Annotated in this window: 18 protein-coding genes and 1 riboswitch; of the genes, 9 read left to right on the top strand and 9 right to left on the bottom strand. The window is 38.6% G+C overall.

Annotation, left to right across the window (positions count from 1 at the left end; translation table 11 throughout):
* Positions 1-162 precede the first annotated feature (162 nt).
* Positions 163-1,092 (bottom strand): DMT family transporter, encoded by a 930-nt coding sequence (locus I6F44_RS19075; protein ID WP_149594358.1) that lies wholly within the window; start codon positions 1,090-1,092, stop codon positions 163-165.
* Positions 1,093-1,194: 102 nt separating this feature from the next.
* On the opposite strand from I6F44_RS19075, the gene I6F44_RS19080 reads away from it, so the two are divergent.
* Positions 1,195-2,637: an aminotransferase-like domain-containing protein gene (locus I6F44_RS19080; protein WP_197174376.1), complete on the top strand. Its 1,443-nt coding sequence runs from the start codon at positions 1,195-1,197 to the stop codon at positions 2,635-2,637.
* 237 nt (positions 2,638-2,874) lie between these two features.
* On the opposite strand, the gene I6F44_RS19085 is transcribed toward I6F44_RS19080, so the two are convergent.
* The gene (locus I6F44_RS19085; RefSeq protein WP_197174377.1) at positions 2,875-3,669 is read right to left on the bottom strand and encodes a YggN family protein; all 795 of its coding nucleotides are present in this window, start codon (positions 3,667-3,669) and stop codon (positions 2,875-2,877) included.
* Between the two features lie 388 nt (positions 3,670-4,057).
* Between I6F44_RS19085 and I6F44_RS19090 the strand changes: the two genes are divergently transcribed.
* Positions 4,058-4,243 carry a PA3496 family putative envelope integrity protein gene (locus I6F44_RS19090; RefSeq protein ID WP_007579801.1) on the top strand — a complete coding sequence of 62 codons (186 nt, stop codon included), beginning with the start codon at positions 4,058-4,060 and terminating at the stop codon, positions 4,241-4,243.
* 118 nt (positions 4,244-4,361) lie between these two features.
* On the opposite strand, the gene I6F44_RS19095 is transcribed toward I6F44_RS19090, so the two are convergent.
* The 3 genes from I6F44_RS19095 to I6F44_RS19105 form a co-directional block, all read right to left on the bottom strand.
* Positions 4,362-4,859, bottom strand: a complete 498-nt coding sequence (locus I6F44_RS19095) for a glutathione peroxidase (protein ID WP_010554845.1) — start codon at positions 4,857-4,859, stop codon at positions 4,362-4,364.
* Positions 4,860-4,932: 73 nt separating this feature from the next.
* Positions 4,933-5,232: an AzlD domain-containing protein gene (locus I6F44_RS19100; protein WP_004335020.1), complete on the bottom strand. Its 300-nt coding sequence runs from the start codon at positions 5,230-5,232 to the stop codon at positions 4,933-4,935.
* Positions 5,229-5,933, bottom strand: coding sequence for an AzlC family ABC transporter permease (locus I6F44_RS19105; protein WP_165726621.1), 705 nt, complete (start codon positions 5,931-5,933; stop codon positions 5,229-5,231). Before I6F44_RS19105 ends, I6F44_RS19100 begins: the two co-directional genes overlap by 4 nt.
* Positions 5,934-6,040: 107 nt before the next feature.
* Between I6F44_RS19105 and I6F44_RS19110 the strand changes: the two genes are divergently transcribed.
* From I6F44_RS19110 to I6F44_RS19125, 4 genes are all read left to right on the top strand, one after another.
* Positions 6,041-6,697, top strand: a complete 657-nt coding sequence (locus I6F44_RS19110; RefSeq protein ID WP_010554847.1) for a cytochrome b/b6 domain-containing protein — start codon at positions 6,041-6,043, stop codon at positions 6,695-6,697.
* Between the two features lie 88 nt (positions 6,698-6,785).
* Positions 6,786-6,874: riboswitch (cyclic di-GMP riboswitch) on the top strand.
* Positions 6,875-6,970: 96 nt separating this feature from the next.
* Entirely contained in the window at positions 6,971-7,534 is a 564-nt protein-coding gene (locus I6F44_RS19115; protein WP_197174378.1) for a chitin-binding protein, read from the top strand.
* A gap of 142 nt (positions 7,535-7,676) precedes the next feature.
* Positions 7,677-9,752 (top strand): S9 family peptidase, encoded by a 2,076-nt coding sequence (locus tag I6F44_RS19120; RefSeq protein ID WP_197174379.1) that lies wholly within the window; start codon positions 7,677-7,679, stop codon positions 9,750-9,752.
* Between the two features lie 60 nt (positions 9,753-9,812).
* Entirely contained in the window at positions 9,813-10,211 is a 399-nt protein-coding gene (locus I6F44_RS19125; RefSeq protein WP_007579808.1) for a hypothetical protein, read from the top strand.
* 22 nt (positions 10,212-10,233) lie between these two features.
* On the opposite strand, the gene I6F44_RS19130 is transcribed toward I6F44_RS19125, so the two are convergent.
* Positions 10,234-10,986, bottom strand: coding sequence for a LytR/AlgR family response regulator transcription factor (locus tag I6F44_RS19130; RefSeq protein ID WP_197174380.1), 753 nt, complete (start codon positions 10,984-10,986; stop codon positions 10,234-10,236).
* A 238-nt stretch (positions 10,987-11,224) separates the two neighbouring features.
* On the opposite strand from I6F44_RS19130, the gene I6F44_RS19135 reads away from it, so the two are divergent.
* Complete coding sequence (locus I6F44_RS19135) at positions 11,225-14,167, top strand: TonB-dependent receptor domain-containing protein (RefSeq protein WP_197174381.1); 2,943 nt, start codon at positions 11,225-11,227, stop codon at positions 14,165-14,167.
* Between the two features lie 282 nt (positions 14,168-14,449).
* On the opposite strand, the gene I6F44_RS19140 is transcribed toward I6F44_RS19135, so the two are convergent.
* Positions 14,450-14,923 carry a Dps family protein gene (locus tag I6F44_RS19140; RefSeq protein WP_004334993.1) on the bottom strand — a complete coding sequence of 158 codons (474 nt, stop codon included), beginning with the start codon at positions 14,921-14,923 and terminating at the stop codon, positions 14,450-14,452.
* A 334-nt stretch (positions 14,924-15,257) separates the two neighbouring features.
* On the opposite strand from I6F44_RS19140, the gene I6F44_RS19145 reads away from it, so the two are divergent.
* Positions 15,258-15,467, top strand: a complete 210-nt coding sequence (locus tag I6F44_RS19145; RefSeq protein ID WP_007579816.1) for a hypothetical protein — start codon at positions 15,258-15,260, stop codon at positions 15,465-15,467.
* On the opposite strand, the gene I6F44_RS19150 is transcribed toward I6F44_RS19145, so the two are convergent.
* Entirely contained in the window at positions 15,464-16,069 is a 606-nt protein-coding gene (locus I6F44_RS19150) for an alpha/beta fold hydrolase (RefSeq protein ID WP_024609379.1), read from the bottom strand. The genes I6F44_RS19145 and I6F44_RS19150 overlap by 4 nt on opposite strands.
* 183 nt (positions 16,070-16,252) lie before the next feature.
* Positions 16,253-16,789: a YaeQ family protein gene (locus I6F44_RS19155; RefSeq protein WP_121953976.1), complete on the bottom strand. Its 537-nt coding sequence runs from the start codon at positions 16,787-16,789 to the stop codon at positions 16,253-16,255.
* 91 nt (positions 16,790-16,880) lie between these two features.
* Between I6F44_RS19155 and ylqF the strand changes: the two genes are divergently transcribed.
* Complete coding sequence (gene ylqF / locus I6F44_RS19160; protein ID WP_024589485.1) at positions 16,881-17,825, top strand: ribosome biogenesis GTPase YlqF; 945 nt, start codon at positions 16,881-16,883, stop codon at positions 17,823-17,825.
* Positions 17,826-17,949: the final 124 nt, after the last annotated feature.

Consider the following 17,949-nt stretch of genomic DNA (forward strand, 5'->3'; position numbering starts at 1 on the left):
AGGAAAAATGCTGCTAGGGCACACCCCAAACGCGATCGAAAAACAGGAGTATTTCAGTATGGGGTAGAGCCAAATTTTTAAGGCTGTACTTAATGTTTTTCTTAAGTACCTACCTATGACAGTAAAGTAGGCGCTTTTGCGTTAGTTGCGTTAATAACGCGTCTAACTGGGGACGGAGCCACTTTTAGCTATTGCTCTATTAGCTAAAAAGGCGTTAATTCGTTTTGTTGGGGTAAGCACAATGGCGTTACCTAACAGCACTAAGCTAAACCCTGCAAAGGTATTTGCGTGCCATTCAAACCCTTCAAAAAAGCTACTCAGTGTTACTGCCACTAATGGGAATAAAACAATAACGTAGCTGGCTTTTTCAGGGCCTATATTTTTTAGTAGTGCAAAGTAGCAACCAAAAGCTATTACGGTGCCAAATATTGATAAGTAAAGTAATGATAACCAGTAACTCGGTGGCGCGTTTACACTAAATTGCACGTCATTCATTAATACATATAACGCTAAGCCTACGGCGCTATATAACATGCCCCATGCATTACCTTGTAATACACCAATTTGCTTACGAGAATTTCGAACGCTTACCATATTACCTAATGAAGCCACAAAGGTACCGCCAAGAGCAAGTAGTAACCCGACCAATGCACCATTACTTAAGTCGAACTGCTGTAACTGGGGCCAAAACAGACACGTAATACCTAATACAGCAAGAACAGCCCCTGTATAAATTCGCTTTGAGATTGGTTTACCAAAAAATAGTCGAGTGTTAACTATGTTCATAACCAGCAGCATCGAGAAGGCAATGGAGCTCATGGCTGAGGTTAGGTAATTTTGTGCCCAGTAAAGCATTAAGTAATTTAAACCAAAGTTAAACAGAGCTAATAAAGCAAAAAAGCCATGATCGACTAATGAGAAACGCATGTCGGGTTTTTTGTACGCTACATACAACCACATTAAAAGCGCTGCAATAGCAAAGCGATAAAATAACGATAACTCGACTGCAATATCGCCTAGTTGAAATTCTATGGCTAACCAAGTAGAACCCCAAATTAAAACGGTTGTAATGTATAACGCTGCACTTTTCATGGTTAGTCCTCAAAGCCCGATTGAATGGCTATTTTAAGACCTATCTGTATACTTACCATATACAGAAAAGTAAAAATGTAACCTATACAGATTTGGTGTGTGATGATAAGACAAAAAAATAGCCAAGGGCACGATTTTTTATATCAACAAGTTATTCAGTTAATTAGGGATATGAGTGCTCAACAAGTTTTACTCCCCGGCGAAAAACTACCATCACTACGTAAAATGGCAGATAACTTAAATATAAGTATTCCCACTGTAAAACAAGCGTATCAAGCACTTGATGATCAAGGGCTAGTAGAGGCACGCGAAAAATCAGGCTACTTTTTAAAAGCTGTTAACGCCGCGCATAACTTACCTAAGCGAGTTAAGTTAAGTCGCGAACCTGTTGTGGTAAATAAACAAGCCTTAATAGAGCAGGTATACAGCGCCATTCATCAAGCGAACGTAGTCCCTTTTGGTATCGCTAACCCTATAGCCGCTGCACCTACCGATAAAGCACTTGCCAGAAATATGCGCCGCGTAATGACAATTGCCGGCAGTAAAGCTATTAACTATGGGCCAACGGATGGATTTGTACCGCTGAAAAAGCAACTAGTGCATCGCTATCTAGATTTTGGCATTGGTATTGATATGGACGAGCTTGTGATCACCAATGGTGCACAAGAAGCCATGGCTATTGCACTTAAGTGTGTGACAAAGCCAGGCGATGTAGTTGCCATTGAGACGCCTTGTTATCACGGGATTATCGAGTTAATAGAAAGCCTAGGGCTTAAAGCGCTCGAAATACCACTGTGCCCAGATAATGGCATTTGGTTGAGCGATTTGGAACGCGCTTTGAATGAGCATGACATAAAAGCGTGTTTATTCTCGACTGCAATTAGCAACCCTGTAGGCAGCTTTATGCCAGATAAAAACAGGCAGCAGCTGGTGGAGCTACTTGAAAGTCATGACGTAGTGCTTATTGAAGATGACGTATACGGCGATTTATATTTTACGGCAAAACGAGGCACACCTGCTTTAGCGTACTCTAAAAAAGGTTTAGTGATTAGTTGCTCATCTTTTTCTAAAACGGCAGCGCCGAGCTATCGTGTAGGTTGGTTAGTTGCGGGTAAATTTGCAACGCAAGCAAGGCGATATAAAAGAGCACTAAGTTGCTCTGCTTCGTTAATAAACCAATGGACGTTATCTGAGTTTATTGCCAGCGGCGAGTACGACCGAAATTTAAAAGTACTTAGGCAACGCCTGCGCGATAACAAAGAGCGTATGCGATGGTGCTTACAACAAGCTATGCCAAAAAGTACACGTATAAGCGACCCTAAGGGAGGTTGCGTAATGTGGCTTGATTTAGGAGGCGAATACGATAGCCAAAAGTTATTTTTACTTGCACTTGAAGTGGGTATTAGCATAACCCCAGGGCTTATTTTTTCGGCCTCTAATAAATATAAAAGCTGTGTAAGGTTAAGTTATGGTGTGCAATGGAACGCGCAAATTGAGCAAGCAATAGTTACATTGGGTAAGCTTACTTTATTAGCTAAAAAGTAATACCAATCTGCTTATATATGGGGTCTATTTAACGTTAAGAAAATTACGCTAGAACTAGGCAAAAGTTTTTGTATCTAGTTGTTCTAAATAAAAATTTTTAACGAAGTTATAGTGCAATTTAATTCGTTAAACTGATCAAAGATTTATACAGGTTGGTATAAGTCAACGAAATACAAAAAAGCAGCATTTAAGTAGACTTAAATGCTGCCAAAGGGATGTTAAATAACGTTTGCTGTACTAATTTTGTTTAAAGCTAAATAACTGGTAACCTTCAAGCTCAGGCACTTGCATTACTAATTGCTCTTCTTGTTTTGCAATATCAGCAAAGTTTCCACATAAAGAGTTAGCACGTTCTTCAAGTGCGCTTGCATGTAGCTCTACTTTTTCTTCTATTTGTGCACCCATATTTTCCATACGTTGTTCAAAGGCATCCATATCACCGCCTGAACCAAGTAACTCAGAGCCTAAAACTACTAAAATACTGCCCATTGATTGCATCACTGCTGATTCAACCGCTGTTTCTATCTGCTGCTTAAATTGTTGTTCAAAGTTTTCGCCAAATTGATTAAAACTTTGTTGGCCCATCACAAATGTACCTTGTTGGTAAAATGTGTTTTCTACTTCGATTTTAATGTCATCCATAAGCTCTGACATATTATCAAGGCCGTCAATATTAAATGCATTGCCCACTTCTTCTAATGCTACTCCGGCAATTTTAACGCCTTCTAGCGCTATATTAGCTACTTCGGGTAATTGTGTGCGTAAACTATCAGAGTACTTGGTTAGCGCGTCGCGCTGCGAATTATTTAGTGCTACAAATTCGCCATTTACAGTTAAGTCACCATGGGTATTAAACTGCATGGTTTTATTGTTGACGGTAAAAATTTCCAATTCGTTTGGCTTAATGCGCACATCATTTTTAAATTCGACGTTACATTCATCATTACTAAATGAAATTGCAGAATCGTTATCGTTATGAGCCATAGCGGCTGGTGAACAAATTAATGCGCTAACTAATAGTAATTTTTTCATGTTTGTTCTCTACTTTTTGTTGATGACGATTAACTAATAACAAGTTTGGTGCCAGTTTTATTTTTCTATAAAAAACAATTGATTAAGTGTTTTTCTTTATTTTTTAGCAAGTCAAAACAATTAATAAATAGCTATTTTTTAGTCAAATTGGCTAACTAATAAAAATTAATAAATTTTATTTATCGATACGATAAAAAACTCTCACTTTCCTCAATTCAAATTTAGCGCTATTTATTCACATTACTGACATGAAGACTATTTACAGTAGTCGCGTGGCTTTATTTTGATGTTAATTTGCAGAGCACTTTGGCATTAAACATTTTTAATTTTACCGGCTATTGCGATAATAAAATCCTTGGTTGGTCTCAAACACTTTATGGAGTGGGTTGTGGGTAAGACATTTAGTTACGATGCGCTAGATGACGATTTTGTTGAAGACGAGTACGAAATGCTCGGACGTAATCAACACGATAAGAACAAGCAAAAGGTTAAAAAGAAGTTGGAAGACTACCTTGAGCAAAAACGCTTGCGTAAAAATCTAGGCGAAGACGATTTAAGCGATTACACCGATTAAATTTCACTAGTATAAATAAAATACCAATTAATATTGAGAGTTTAAATGTGCAGTTATGCGTATGTTTAAGTTTCAATAGTATTGGCAATAAAGAGGCCTTGCGCCTCTTTATTACTTTTCAAAGCGTACTTTTAGCCTGTGCTAATGCTTTTTGAATTGTAAGTTCTAGCTTTTCGGGTTTAGTAAAAGGTGCATAACGTTTAATTGGTGTACCATCTGCGGCAATTAAAAATTTAGTAAAATTCCACTTTATTTTACGTGTTAAAAAACCAGGTAAAGCCGATTTCAAGTGACGAAATACAGGATGTGCATGCTCACCGTTTACATCTACTTTGGCCGCCATTAAAAAGCTCACACCAAAATTAATTAAGCACCCTTGCTCTATTTGTGTTGCGTCGCCGGGTTCTTGCTGACCAAATTGATTGCACGGAAATCCCAGAATAACTAAACCTTGGCTGGCATACTTATTGTGCAAAGCTTGCAGTGACTCGTACTGGTAGGTAAATCCACATTTACTTGCGGTATTAACAATAAGCACAACCTTCCCTTCAAAATCATTAAAGTTGATAGGCTGACCCTGTAAGCTTGTTGCGCTTAATTGATGAAATTTGTGCATATTGGCGTCTTTTTTATTGTTGTTAGCCGCATTTTAACCTGAGTACAATATTTCATAAAGTATAAAGATCGCACTAATTTAAAATTAGAAATAGCCCCATACCGGCAAGCGTAGTGTAATAAATATTATGTGTTTTGTAGGCAACAATAATGGCGACTATTGCTGCGCTTAAATAAGGGTTTTGCCAGTTTAAGTTAATGCCATCTTCATTCAAAAACACGATAGGCACCCAAATTGCTGTAAGCACTGCAGGTGCGCTAAAGCTTAAAAATTGCTGCATTTTAGGGCCTACTTTAAACGGTAAAGCACGGTGTAAAAACAAATAACGCGTAAAAAATGTAATGCACGCCATGAGTAAAATAGTCGTCATCATGGCGTTACTTCCTTTTTAGTGGCTAGTCTTGCTGTGCTGTAACCTGCGGCCATTGCCAGCAGCGCTGAGCAAACAAGCCATAACTCAAATCCTGTGCTTTTTAAAAGCGTTGCGCTAATGCCTGCTACAACTACCGTAACGAGTGAGGCCAAATTTTTAATGCCCGGAATAACCAAAGCTATAAACGTGGCAGCAATGGCAAAGTCGAGCCCTAAATTAGTTAAATCGGGCAGCATTGTGCCTGCTACAATGCCAATTAACGTCCAAATATTCCATGCAATATAAAAGCTAAAACCAGCGCTCAATGCGTATATTAAACGTGTTTTTGTTCTGTACGCTTTTCTATGGTGAGAAAATGCAAATAGCTCATCGGTTAATACAAAACTTACTGGTAAGCGCCAACGCATAGGTTGGTCAATTACCTTATGACGCACAGCTAAACCGTATAAAAAGTGCCGAGAGCTAATAATAAATGTTGTGAATAAAATTGTAAGCAATGGTGTGTTGCCCGCCATAAGTTCAATCGCAACAAGCTGTGCAGAGCCTGCAAAGACTAATAACGACATTGCTTGGGTTTCTAGTGCACTAAAGCCATTTTGAATCGCTAAAGAACCACATAAAATGCCCCAAGGAACAACAGCTAAACACAGTGGTAGCATATCTAAAAAGCCTTTTAAAATAGCTTTTTTAACTGGTTGCATGATATTTACTCGCACGGCTTGTAGAATGGCTCATAAGGATACCTTAATATTATGATGTTAAAGTAGTTAACGAATTAGATAATACTGTTTTTTTAAGGATAGGCGCAATGACGACGTTAAAAGTGTGGGATGGGTTTATTAGATGCTTTCATTGGTTTTTGGTTGTAAGTATTGCGGTGCTTTATTTTAGTATTGAAGAGGGCATGATTGAGCTTCATTTTGTTGCTGGGTTCTTTACTTTAGCACTCATCGTAACGCGTTTAATATGGGGCATTATCGGAAGTAAAACTGCGAGATTAAGTGGGTTGCTGCACTCTCCTCGTGCTATTTTAAAGGCACTAAAGACACCAAGCGATTCGCTAGGTCATTCAGCACCTGGCAGTTGTATGGTAATGGTATTTTTTATAATTATAATTACGCAGCTTATTACCGGGTTAATGAGTAGTGATGGCATTTTAACTGACGGCCCGCTTGCTCAATATGTGTCTAGCGATACGATTGATTTTGCAAATTGGCTACATGAGCTGAATTTTGACATTTTACTTTATGCTATTGGTCTACATGTATTAGCTATTATTGTTTATAGAATAAAAGGTAAGCCGCTAGTTAAGGCGATGATCACAGGCTCAAAAGAGTTAAAAGCGGATGGCTCTGAGGCTAAAGTAACAAAAGCGTCTTGGCCTGCGTGGCTAATATTTATATCTTTATTGGTGCTGCTGATATTTACGTGGGCAAAAGAACCTTTAACTTATTTATTTAGTTAAAAACACACTAAACCAACCCTAAAGGGTTGGTTTTTGTTTTTGGTTACATTCTTTTGTTTGATTGTTATGCGGGGCCGAATTATAATCGCCGCATTGCTGGCAAACTAATCGAAAGATTAGGGCGCAAAGTTTCCGGTCTAAGGCTTTTTATAAAGCTATGGTAGCGGGACTACTGCATAACGTGTTGTTATGTATCACTTGCCCTCAGTGTATTTTTTGTGTATCCATAGTGTATGGATAAGATTTTGTAACTCTTAAGGTGTTGCCGTGTTTATGCATACGTCGTTGGCCTGTGGAAAGTGGTCAACAATAGGTTGCTTAAATCATCATACCCAATTGTTTATTGGCGATGTGGTGAGTGTAACCTTTTATGACATGCAAGGAGAGCTAGTTAGTTTATCATTTGATTACAAAATCATCTCGCTTGAACAAGGTGAGCCTCACGCATGGCCACGTTTAGTTGCCGAGCATATTAACGTGCATGTACCTCTTGTTAGCGCAGGTAAAATGACCGAACAAGGTTTAATTGTTGCCTATAGAAACAATGAAATTTTTGCTTTGCAAAGCAGTGGGATATGTAAAGCGCATGTCGATTTTCATTGTATTGCAAAATGCGATGAGCGTGTTGTTAATAACCTTGATACTTATGATTACGTGTACCCTGAAAATTGTGAAAACTATAATGCGGGTACAAAGGTATTGCAGCCAAAAACAGGGCATGTTTATCAATGTAGGCCTTGGCCATTTAATGAGTTTTGCCGCGCGAGTGACGATAAAAAGTTTATGTTCGAGCCCGGTGTTGGACAAAGCTGGGCTATGGCTTGGCAGCAAATATAAGGCTGTTAGTGAATTATCTTCCCAAAGGTATAGCGGTTTTAGTAATGAAGCGTTTACCGTTTTAGCCCATCCAACTATTGGATGGGCTTTTTTATTTTTATGATAAACTGCAAATCACATTATTTTTTTAATTGGTTTTGTTGTGTCTCGTCCTGACTACTCTTTAAGTTTATTACCTAATTTCCCGATTGCTAAACAGCAAGCCCATACATTAAGTACTCATAATAAAATACGCACTGATAATTACTATTGGATGCGTGATGACGATCGTCAGGATGAGCAAGTACTTGCACATTTACATGCTGAAAATGCATATTGCGATGAACAGTTAGCTGCAATGAAGCCACTCCAAAATACACTTTTTGAAGAGTTAAAAGCACGCATTGTAAAAGACGATAACTCGGTACCCGTTAAAGACGGGAAATACTGGTATCACTCAGAAGTTCGTGGTGACGATGAGTACTCTCGCCATTATAGAAGCACGAGCATAAGGGCTGATAATAAAGAGCTTTTACTCGATGTGAATATATTAGCTGAGGGATTTGAGTTTTTTGAGCTAGGAGAAGTCGCACTAAGCCCATGCGAGCAGCTTATGGCTTACTCTGAAGATACTGAAGGTCGTCGTATTTATAATGTTCGCTTTAAAAGCTTAACGACCGGTGAAATGCTACCTGATGTACTTGAAAATACAGAAGGGCAGGTTGTTTGGGCTAACGACAATAAAACTGTTTTTTATGTAAAAAAAGATTTAAAAACGCTACTAGGATACCAAGTATTTAGGCATGAGCTTGGCAGCGAGCAAAGCCAAGATGTAATGGTTTACGAAGAGCAAGACAGCAGCTTTTTTATGGGGCTTGGTAAAAGCCGCGACGAAGGCTTAATTATTATTGATTTAGCATCGACAGAGACCAACGATACATGGGTGCTTGATGCTAATAAGCCCACTGACGAATTTAAAGCATTAATGCCGCGTGAAGATGGCCACGAGTTTGACGTAGATAAGCTAGGTGACACATTTTATATTGTGACTAACTGGCAAGCTAAAAACTTTAGATTAATGACAGCAACAAACGAAACGATTGCTGATAAAACACAATGGTTTGAGCATACAGCTCACAGAGAAAATGTACTGCTTGAAGGTGTAGAGTTATTTAATGACTTTTTAGTATTGAGTGAACGCGAGCAAGGGCAAGCTCGATTCGTAGTTGTTAATAGGCTAGGGGATCGTATGGCACTTGAGTTTGCCGATCCTTGTTATTATGCTGCAATAGCAATGAACCCAGAGCCAGACACACGCACTGCGCGTATTTATTACTCAAGTTTAACAACACCAGGCTCTTTATATGATGTTGATTTAGCAACTGGCGAAAAAACACTACTTAAACAGCAAAAAGTACTCGGTAGTTTTAATGCCGATGACTATCAGTCGGAGCGATTAATGGTAACTGCTCGCGACGGAGTTAAAGTACCTGTATCTGTTGTTTATCGAAAAGGCAGCTTTAAAAAAGATGGCACAAATCCGTTATTTCAATACGGCTATGGCGCCTATGGCTATACGATTGATCCTAGTTTTTCTAGTTCGTCACTGAGCTTGCTCGATCGTGGCTTTATTTATGTTATTGCGCATGTTCGAGGCTCTGAAATGCTAGGTCGCGAATGGTATGAGCAAGGTAAAAAAGAGCATAAACAAAATAGCTTTAGTGACTTTATTGATGTGACAAAAGCGCTTGTTGATCAAGGTTATTGTGATAGCAATAAGGTGTTTGCCTCAGGTGGCAGTGCCGGAGGCCTATTAATGGGGGCGGTTGTAAACCAGGCACCCGAGTTATATTGCGGTGTTGGCTGTCATGTACCATTCTTAGACGTATTAACCACAATGCTTGATGAAAGTATTCCACTCACAACAAATGAATACGATGAATGGGGTAATCCAAATGAGCCTCAACTTTATGATGTGATAGAAGCTTACTCGCCTTATGACAATATTAGCGCACAAAACTACCCGAACATACTCGTTACTACCGGTCTTCATGACTCACAAGTACAGTATTGGGAGCCTATGAAGTGGGTTGCAAAAATGCGTGAACTTAAAACAGACAGTAATATTTTAGTATTTAAAACCGATATGGATGCAGGTCATGGCGGTGCATCAGGTCGTTTTAAAAGCTTAGAAGAAAAAGCCCTCGAAATGGCCTTTTTTATTGCGCTGTTAAATTAACTGCAAAATCGGAAAATTGTATTACTCTATATATAGAAGTTGATATATATAAGGTAATTTATGTTTGGAGCACATGGCGAATTTCAGATTTGTTCACAGCCCCCTCATATGTATTTAAAATTGAAGGGGAGCTTTAACAATGAAGGTATAACATCATTAACTAATGGTGTTATTCAAGAATTGAGCACTCACCCTGAAAATACGATTAAGTTTGTGATTGTTAACTTAAAAGAGTTTGAACTGTTAACTTTAGATAGTCTTGATTCGTTAGAGGCCTATTTTGCGGGTGTAAAAGAACGTGGCTATCAACGAGTTGACTATATAAACATTAATATCATAGCTAAAAACATGTTTGAAAAAGTATGGAAAAATAGCGATGTAGAAGTTAATTTTTATAAAGATACCGAAAGCTATTTATTAGTGCATCCAAGTGATAGTTATATAAAACAGAACTGGTAATTAATATGAGTATTATAAACCGCTACTGAAGAGGGCTTATAATGCTCTCTAAACACCCTTTATAGCGCCTTGAAAGGTTTAAGCACATATCGTTTTTAAGTCTTACTTTATAATCGCCACTGTCAGTAGGCATCAGTTCACAGATAGCTTGTTTTCTTACCAGCGTTGAGCGATGAATACGAATAAACCCTTCTGGCTCTAGCTGCCGTTCAATATTTTTCATGGTTTCGCGGTGTAATACCGGTGTACTACCTTGGGTAAAATGCAGCTCTACATAATTGCCCGCACCATTAATCCAAATAATATCTTTTATATCAATTAGCCTTACCTTACCTACATCTTTAACTACGATATGTGATGATGGTTTTTCGGTTTGTGTGCTTTGTTGATATTGACGTTCGGCCGCGCTTGCAATCGGGCAAAGATGAATTAGCTTATCAAAGCATTTATCAATACGTGGTGTAGTTGAATCTAAGATTAAAAAATCAACAGCGCCAACTTCAAAAGCAAAACTCGCAAAATGACCCGAATCAGCAATAATGACTAACTTAAGCTTTTTAGCAAGCTCAGTTAAATGCACTATTTGCATAGGGTCAGCCAGATTAGTTAGTTCGTAAAACAGTACGTTGTATTGATCTGTATCTATTTGATCTAATCTGTTTGCCTGAATAAAAGATTGAGATTCAAAGTGACGATGCTCTTGCACGCGCTTTGTTAAAAATGTTGCAAACTTAGTGTTACTAACAAAAGTTAATGCATGAAAAGAAGCGACCATTATTTTATATCTCTTGCTGTATATAATAATAAAGACCGTGCTTAGCGGAAAAACTGTTATGAAAAGTACAATATATTTATAAAATAATTGTGACGTACTAATTCGTCCCATCAAACTAGCTATTCATACCAAAGATTACGCCTAATAAATAACGTACGTAGAGTGTTTAAATAAATCCCCTTACTGTAATCCGCGAAGTAACTATTTAGTTACAAAAATAACAATTCAGGGGAATTATATGACATTAACTAACAAAGTTAGCGCACGATTATTTAAAAAATCGTCGCTAACAGTTGCGCTAAGCAGCGCGATACTTGCAAGCATTTCATTTCAAGGTGTGGCTGCAGAAGATGACGAAATTACTAAAATAGAACGTGTACAAGTTACAGGCTCTCGCATTCGTTCAGCTGAGGCGATGTCATCAGCGCCTATTCAAGTTGTAGATAGCACAGCAATCGACGCATCTGGTTCATTAAATATTCAAGATTTACTACTAGATAATCCAGCATTTGGTTCACCGGCAATCAGTCGTACTAACTCAAACTTTAGTACAGCGAGTGCAGGTGTTGCGACTGTAGATTTACGTAATTTAGGTTCTAACCGTACATTGGTATTAGTTAACGGTCGTCGTTATGTATCAGGTGTACCAGGTAGCTCTGCTGTCGATTTAAACACTATTCCGAGCCAATTTATTGAACGTGTTGAAATTATGACAGGTGGTGCTTCATCTGTTTATGGCTCTGACGCTGTTGCTGGTGTAGTTAACTTTGTTTTAAAAGATGACTTTGAAGGCGTTGAGTTTGATGGTCAGTACGGTGAATCGAGTGAAGGTGATGATGAGTCACGCCAATTTAACTTTACCTCAGGCTTATCAAGCTCAGATGGTAAAGGACACGCAATGTTTCATCTTGGTTACTCTGATCAAGGCGCTGTTTTCTCACGTGACCGTGATCGCTCAGCGGTAGACCAATTTTCAGGTATTTTCTTCGAAGATGATCCAGTAGCAAATCCAGGTTCTGTATTTGATGCAGTAAGCCCGTTTTTATCTTCATTTCCACCACAAGGTCGTTTTAGCGCTGGGGATGAAACATTTACGTTTAATGATGCAAACAACCTACAAAACTCATTTAGTACTAATGGCGGCGATGGCGTAGCTGCAAATGGTTTTAACCGAAGCGGTGTACGTACAATAGCAATACCTACAGAGCGTTACTTATTCGCCTCAAATGGTAGCTACGAGTTAAGCGACAAGCATAGCTTTTTTTATGAAGGCACTTACGCTGCAACAACAACCGTTTCTGAATTAGAGCCATTTCCTTTTGCCTCTGACGACATTTATGCAAATGGCCAGGTACCAATTGAATTTAATGTAAATGGTGAGCTTTTACGTAACGCGTTTGTTCCAGACGATATATATAACGCAGCAACCGATACCGACGGTGATGGCGCACGAGATATCTTCTTTGCAAAACGTTTAAGTGATATCGGTAATCGTGGAGCACGAGCAGAGCGTGATACATTCCGTTTAGCACTTGGTTTTCAAGGTGAAATAGCCGATGGTTGGTTTTACGATACTTACTATGTATACGGTAAAACAAAAGAGCAACAAGTTTCAGGCGGTCTAGTTAATGTACAAAGCTTCCGTCAAGGTTTAGAAGCTGTGATCGATAGCCAAGATTTAGATGGTGATGGTATTACTGATGAGGCTATCTGTATCGATGCGACAGCACGTGGCTTTAATTGTGCACCAGTAGACATTTATGGTTTTAATTCGTTATCGCAAGGTGCTATTGATTTTGTAAGTGCACCTAGCTCACTTTCAACGTCGGTTGAGCAAGAAATCATTGGTGGTAATATTTCAGGTGATTTATTTGATTTACCAGCAGGTACGGTAGGTATTGCAGCTGGTTTTGAATACCGCGAAGAATTTTCACGCAGTGAATTTGATGCACTACAGCAAGCAGGTCTTAATGCGGGTAATGCAATCCCAGCAACAGAAGGCTCGTTTGATGTAACTGAGTATTATGTAGAAGCAAATATCCCAGTACTTGATTCTGTAACGATGAATGCAGCAGTTCGTTTATCTGATTATTCAACTGTAGGTAGCACTGAAAGTTGGAATGTGGGTGTTGATTGGGAAGTAATGGATAGCTTACGTTTACGTGCTACTCGTGCTCGTTCAACACGGGCTCCAAATATCGATGAACTATTTTCTCCGCCTTCACAAACTTTCCCAAGTGGTTTAAACGATCCATGTTTAGGTGTTACTAATAGTGGCGGTGGTGCTGCTGGCGATGCTTGTAGAACAGATGGTGGTGTAACAACTAATATCGCTTCAAATGGTGAGTTCACGCTTAACCAGTCTGACTTACAAGGCATTAGTGGCTTTAACCGTGGTAACCAAGATTTAAAAGAAGAAGTTGGTGACTCTGTAACAGTAGGTTTAGTATTTACACCAGAAAACCTAATATCAGGACTAGATATTACGCTTGATTACTTTGATATCGAAATTACAGATGCAATCGTATCAACACCTCGTCAGTTTATTCTTGACCAATGTTATGGCGGCGGCGATACAAGCTTTTGTGACTTTGTAACTCGTCGTAGTGCGCCATCAGGTAATAATAGTGCTGGTTCACTAGAATTTATCGACAGTGGTGTATCTAACAGTGGTGGTTTAGGTACAGAAGGTGTTGATTTAACACTAACGTACTCTGCTGATATTGGTCCGGGTGCGTTTAGAACTCGCCTTGCTTATACTTACCTAATCGATGGTTATAGCATTCCACTTCCAGGCGCTGATAAAGATGAGTTTGCTGGAGAAATTGGTGCATCAGAGCATAAAGCTAACTGGAACTTTGGTTATAAACTTAACGACTTTGATTTTAACTGGAGCTTAACTTACATTGGCGCTGCAGACTTTGATGATCAATTCTTAAGTGGTTTTGGTATTGCTCCAGGTGGAGTAGGGATTGGTTCAGTAACGTATCATGATGTTCAAGCAAGTTACCATATCAGCGATTCAACAGAGCTTTACGCTGGTGCAAGTAACTTATTTGATAAAGAGCCACCACGCATTTTATCGGGTGTGAGCGGTTCAAGTACTGGTACTGAAACTGATGCTGGTACGTACGACCCAATTGGTCAATCATTCTACATAGGTTTTAGAAGTAAATTCTAACCAACAATAACGACACTAATATAGTTACTTAATTAGTAACGTTCACAAAGCCTCAGTATTGCTGGGGCTTTTTCATGGGGAAAAATAATGTAGTAGTAATGCTTATACATTGTTTATCCCAATATATGAGCATTGTGCCCACTTAAACCAAAAACAACGCCACTGGTAACAGGGGCGTTGTTTAGTATTGGGAGGAGACTAATATAGTAACCGAATCGCTTGATTATTTAACGATTTATCCCTATTTGTGGCCCTCTTCATTGAGGGCTTTTTTTTGCTAGTTTAGTCTAAGTAAGCCTTTAGCATCCAAACCAATTTTTCTTGCTCTGAGATGTAATCGCTCATTAGTGAGGCTGTACCTTCATCGTCTGCATCACCAGCTTGGCTTAAAATATCACGCTGCATGTGAATTAATGTGCTGTAACCAGCAAGTAGGTTTTCTACGGCTGTAACGCCATCACTAATACCTTTAGCTTCTTTGATTTTACTTACTTCAAGGTAATCAGAAAATGCATGTAGAGGTGCGCCATCTAACGTTAAAATACGTTCTGCAACTTCATCTACTTTAAGAAGTAGTAAGTTATAAATCTCTTCAAACTTAACGTGTAGTTCAAAAAAGTTACGGCCTTTAATATTCCAGTGAAAGCCACGCGCGTTCATGTATTGAATCTGGTAGCTACTCAATAATGTATTGAGTGACTTTATGATGTCTTCGCTTTTTGCGCTGTTTAGACCAATTGCGTTTACATGTGACATAACTTGCTCCTGAATAACCGTTTGTTTGTGAACTTGTGATAAGTATTACTAATTTCGATAAATTAGTAAAATCGTTTAAATGTATCTAGTTAATAGTTTTAACCTATTAGCTGTTTTTGATACCTATATTCACTTTAGACTATTAATAGAAGTGGGTCTGATTAATAAAAATACTACCCCTCAAAAGTAAATAAACCTCAAAAGTATATAAATCATGATCTAAAACAAACTTTATTCAAGGTAATAACTTAGCTATTTTTTTATTGATGCAGGTCAAAAATCATCCACCCTAACGGCGCATAATAATGTTGTCGAAATAATTAGGAGAGATAACATGCATGCAAAAACAGCGAAACAAAATAAAGCAGAGTTAATAGTGGTAGGAATTGCAGTCATCGCATTTGTACTTGGGTTAGTAGCGCACTTAGCGGGTGCAAGCTTTGCGAACTCAGATTTTTTTGGCTACATTGCGGCGCCGATTCCGCTTATATTGGCAGTGGTATTTTTAATTAGTTATAAAATAGCAGCCAATGCTGAGGATTAATCTTTCTCGTTTAAGCACTTTAAAATGTAATCGAGTACTTGGCGCGAATAAATCATACTGGTATGGCTTAAATGAAACACTTTATGTTCGGCCATACCTTTAAGTTTGGTTTCATCTAGTAATACAGTGCCATCTGACCGGCTACCTTTAACTATTAAGGGCATAAGCCCAATAGGTAAATCGCCCGCAATACTGTAAAGCTTAGCTTTAAAAGGCCAATTACCATTTTTAGTGAGTAAAAATTCAACACTATTTTTTAAAAATGATTCAAACCCTTTTTGTTTCATTTTTTGCGCTATATGGCTGCCTTTATGTGGAGTACCCAGTGTAATTACCTTCGTAACATTCTGGCTAGCAGGGGAGTTTGCCTCTAGGTAAGCACGTGCAATAAGCCCTCCCATTGAGTGGCATACAAGCGCTGCAGGTTCGTTAGAAATACACTCATCAATTTGTGCAAATATGGTATCGCGGTGAGGGTCGAGCGTATTATAGGTAATGTTTAATACCGTCATCCCCGATTCTTCAAGTCGTGAACAAAGTGGGCGCATAACAAAGCCAGACATATACAAGCCATGTAAAACAATAACGTGTTTAACTTTCATATGCTCCCTAATACCAATTTTATTAAAAACATGATCATTCTAGCGTATTAAATAATCCGCTACCTGCGTTAAAAATTATTTATATAGAACAACTATATGTCATAATTTTCGCCTTGTTATCGACTTATTTATTTGTCGCTATAATAGATAACTAATTTAATGCAATTGGTATAACTACCGTAATTACATTGATTGCAGCGGTTTTATTTCAATATTGGTTGTATCGGTATTTACCCATACTTCACCATCTTGAATGGTAATGGCGAGCTTAATTCCACGATCAACCAAAGCAGCAAGTGCTTGTGTTGCTGCATAATCAAGGCTAAAAATACTTAGATTTTTAAATTCATACAATTTAGGTTGGTGTTTTTGCCACCAAATTGCTTGATTGTTTTCACCATAAGTATATAGCACCACTTTTTTAGATTTATTACAGGCTTTTTTAAGGCGTTTTTCATCTGGTAAGCCAAGTTCAATCCACAGCTCTATCTCTTCACTATAGCTTACATGCCAAAGTTCAGGCTCATCATCAGCGCTTAATCCTTTAGTAAATTCTAAACCATCACAGCTATTGAGTGCAAAAGCGAGTAAGCGAATCATCAACCGCTGATCGGTTTCTGATGGGTGTTGAGCCAAGGTTAAATTAAAATCTTGATAAACGTGGCGGTCCATATCGCTAAGCGATAACTGCACTTTCATAATGGTGGATTTAAGAGCCATAACAACTAATCTGAAAAAATTTGCGTCAGTATAGCGCAATTAAATGAATTGCCAGTTAAAATAGCGGTTAATTATACGTTAGGAGTTAAAAATGGCTATCCAGTGGTTCCCTGGGCATATGAATAAAGCCCGCAATGAAATTAAAGAAATAATGCCACAAATGGATGTGATCATTGAAGTGCTTGATGCGCGCATTCCCTACAGTAGTGAAAACCCGATGGTGGCAACCTTACGTGAAGGTAAGCCGGTCATCAAAATTTTGAACAAAGCTGATTTAGCTGATCCTAAAATGACTCAAATCTGGAAAGATTATTTTGAGCAAGAAAACGGTGTTAAAGCGATTTCTTTTGGACATGATAAAGCAGCTGAAGTAAGTCGTATAAATGAGCTTTGTAAAAAGTTAGTGCCGCATAAAGTGGGTGCAGATAAGCAAATTAAAGCCATGATAATGGGTATTCCTAACGTGGGTAAATCTACGTTAATTAATGTACTGGCTGGACGCATAGTTGCAAAAACAGGTAATGAACCTGCGGTAACCAAAGCACAACAACGCATTAAGCTTGAAGACGGTATTATGCTTTACGATACGCCAGGTATGTTGTGGCCAAAAGTAGAGAATGAAAACTCAGGTTATCGCTTAGGCGCTACCGGTGCCATTCGTGATACGGCGCTTGAGTATGAAGAAGTAGCAAGTTATACAGCTGAGTACTTATTGCGTGCATACCCTGAGCTTTTAAAAGCGCGTTATAAAATAGACGAATTACCAGAAAGTGATTGGGAATTTGTTGAAATGGCAGGTAAAAAACGCGGCTGTATTCGTGGTGGTAATCAAATAGACACATATAAAATGTCTGAAATACTAATCAACGAATTACGCGACGGTATTATTGGCCGTATTACTATGGAAACTCCGCAAATGCGTGAGGAAGAAGAAGTAATGGTTGCTGGTTTACGCGCCGCTGCAGAAGCTAAAAAAGCAGCTAAAGAAGAAGAAAAGCTTCAACGCCGAGCGCGAGCTCGTAAAAACCGTCGTTAATATTTAACCAGAGTTCATATATGGTCTCCTCCAGTATTGCAAGGTGTCATTCAACGATAGCAGGGACAGGTTTGCTGTCATATATACGGTCTTTTAGTGAAGATTATTACTTCTGACCTTGATG

Source organism: Pseudoalteromonas sp. NZS11_1 (assembly GCF_015864275.1).
GTDB lineage: Bacteria > Pseudomonadota > Gammaproteobacteria > Enterobacterales > Alteromonadaceae > Pseudoalteromonas > Pseudoalteromonas arctica.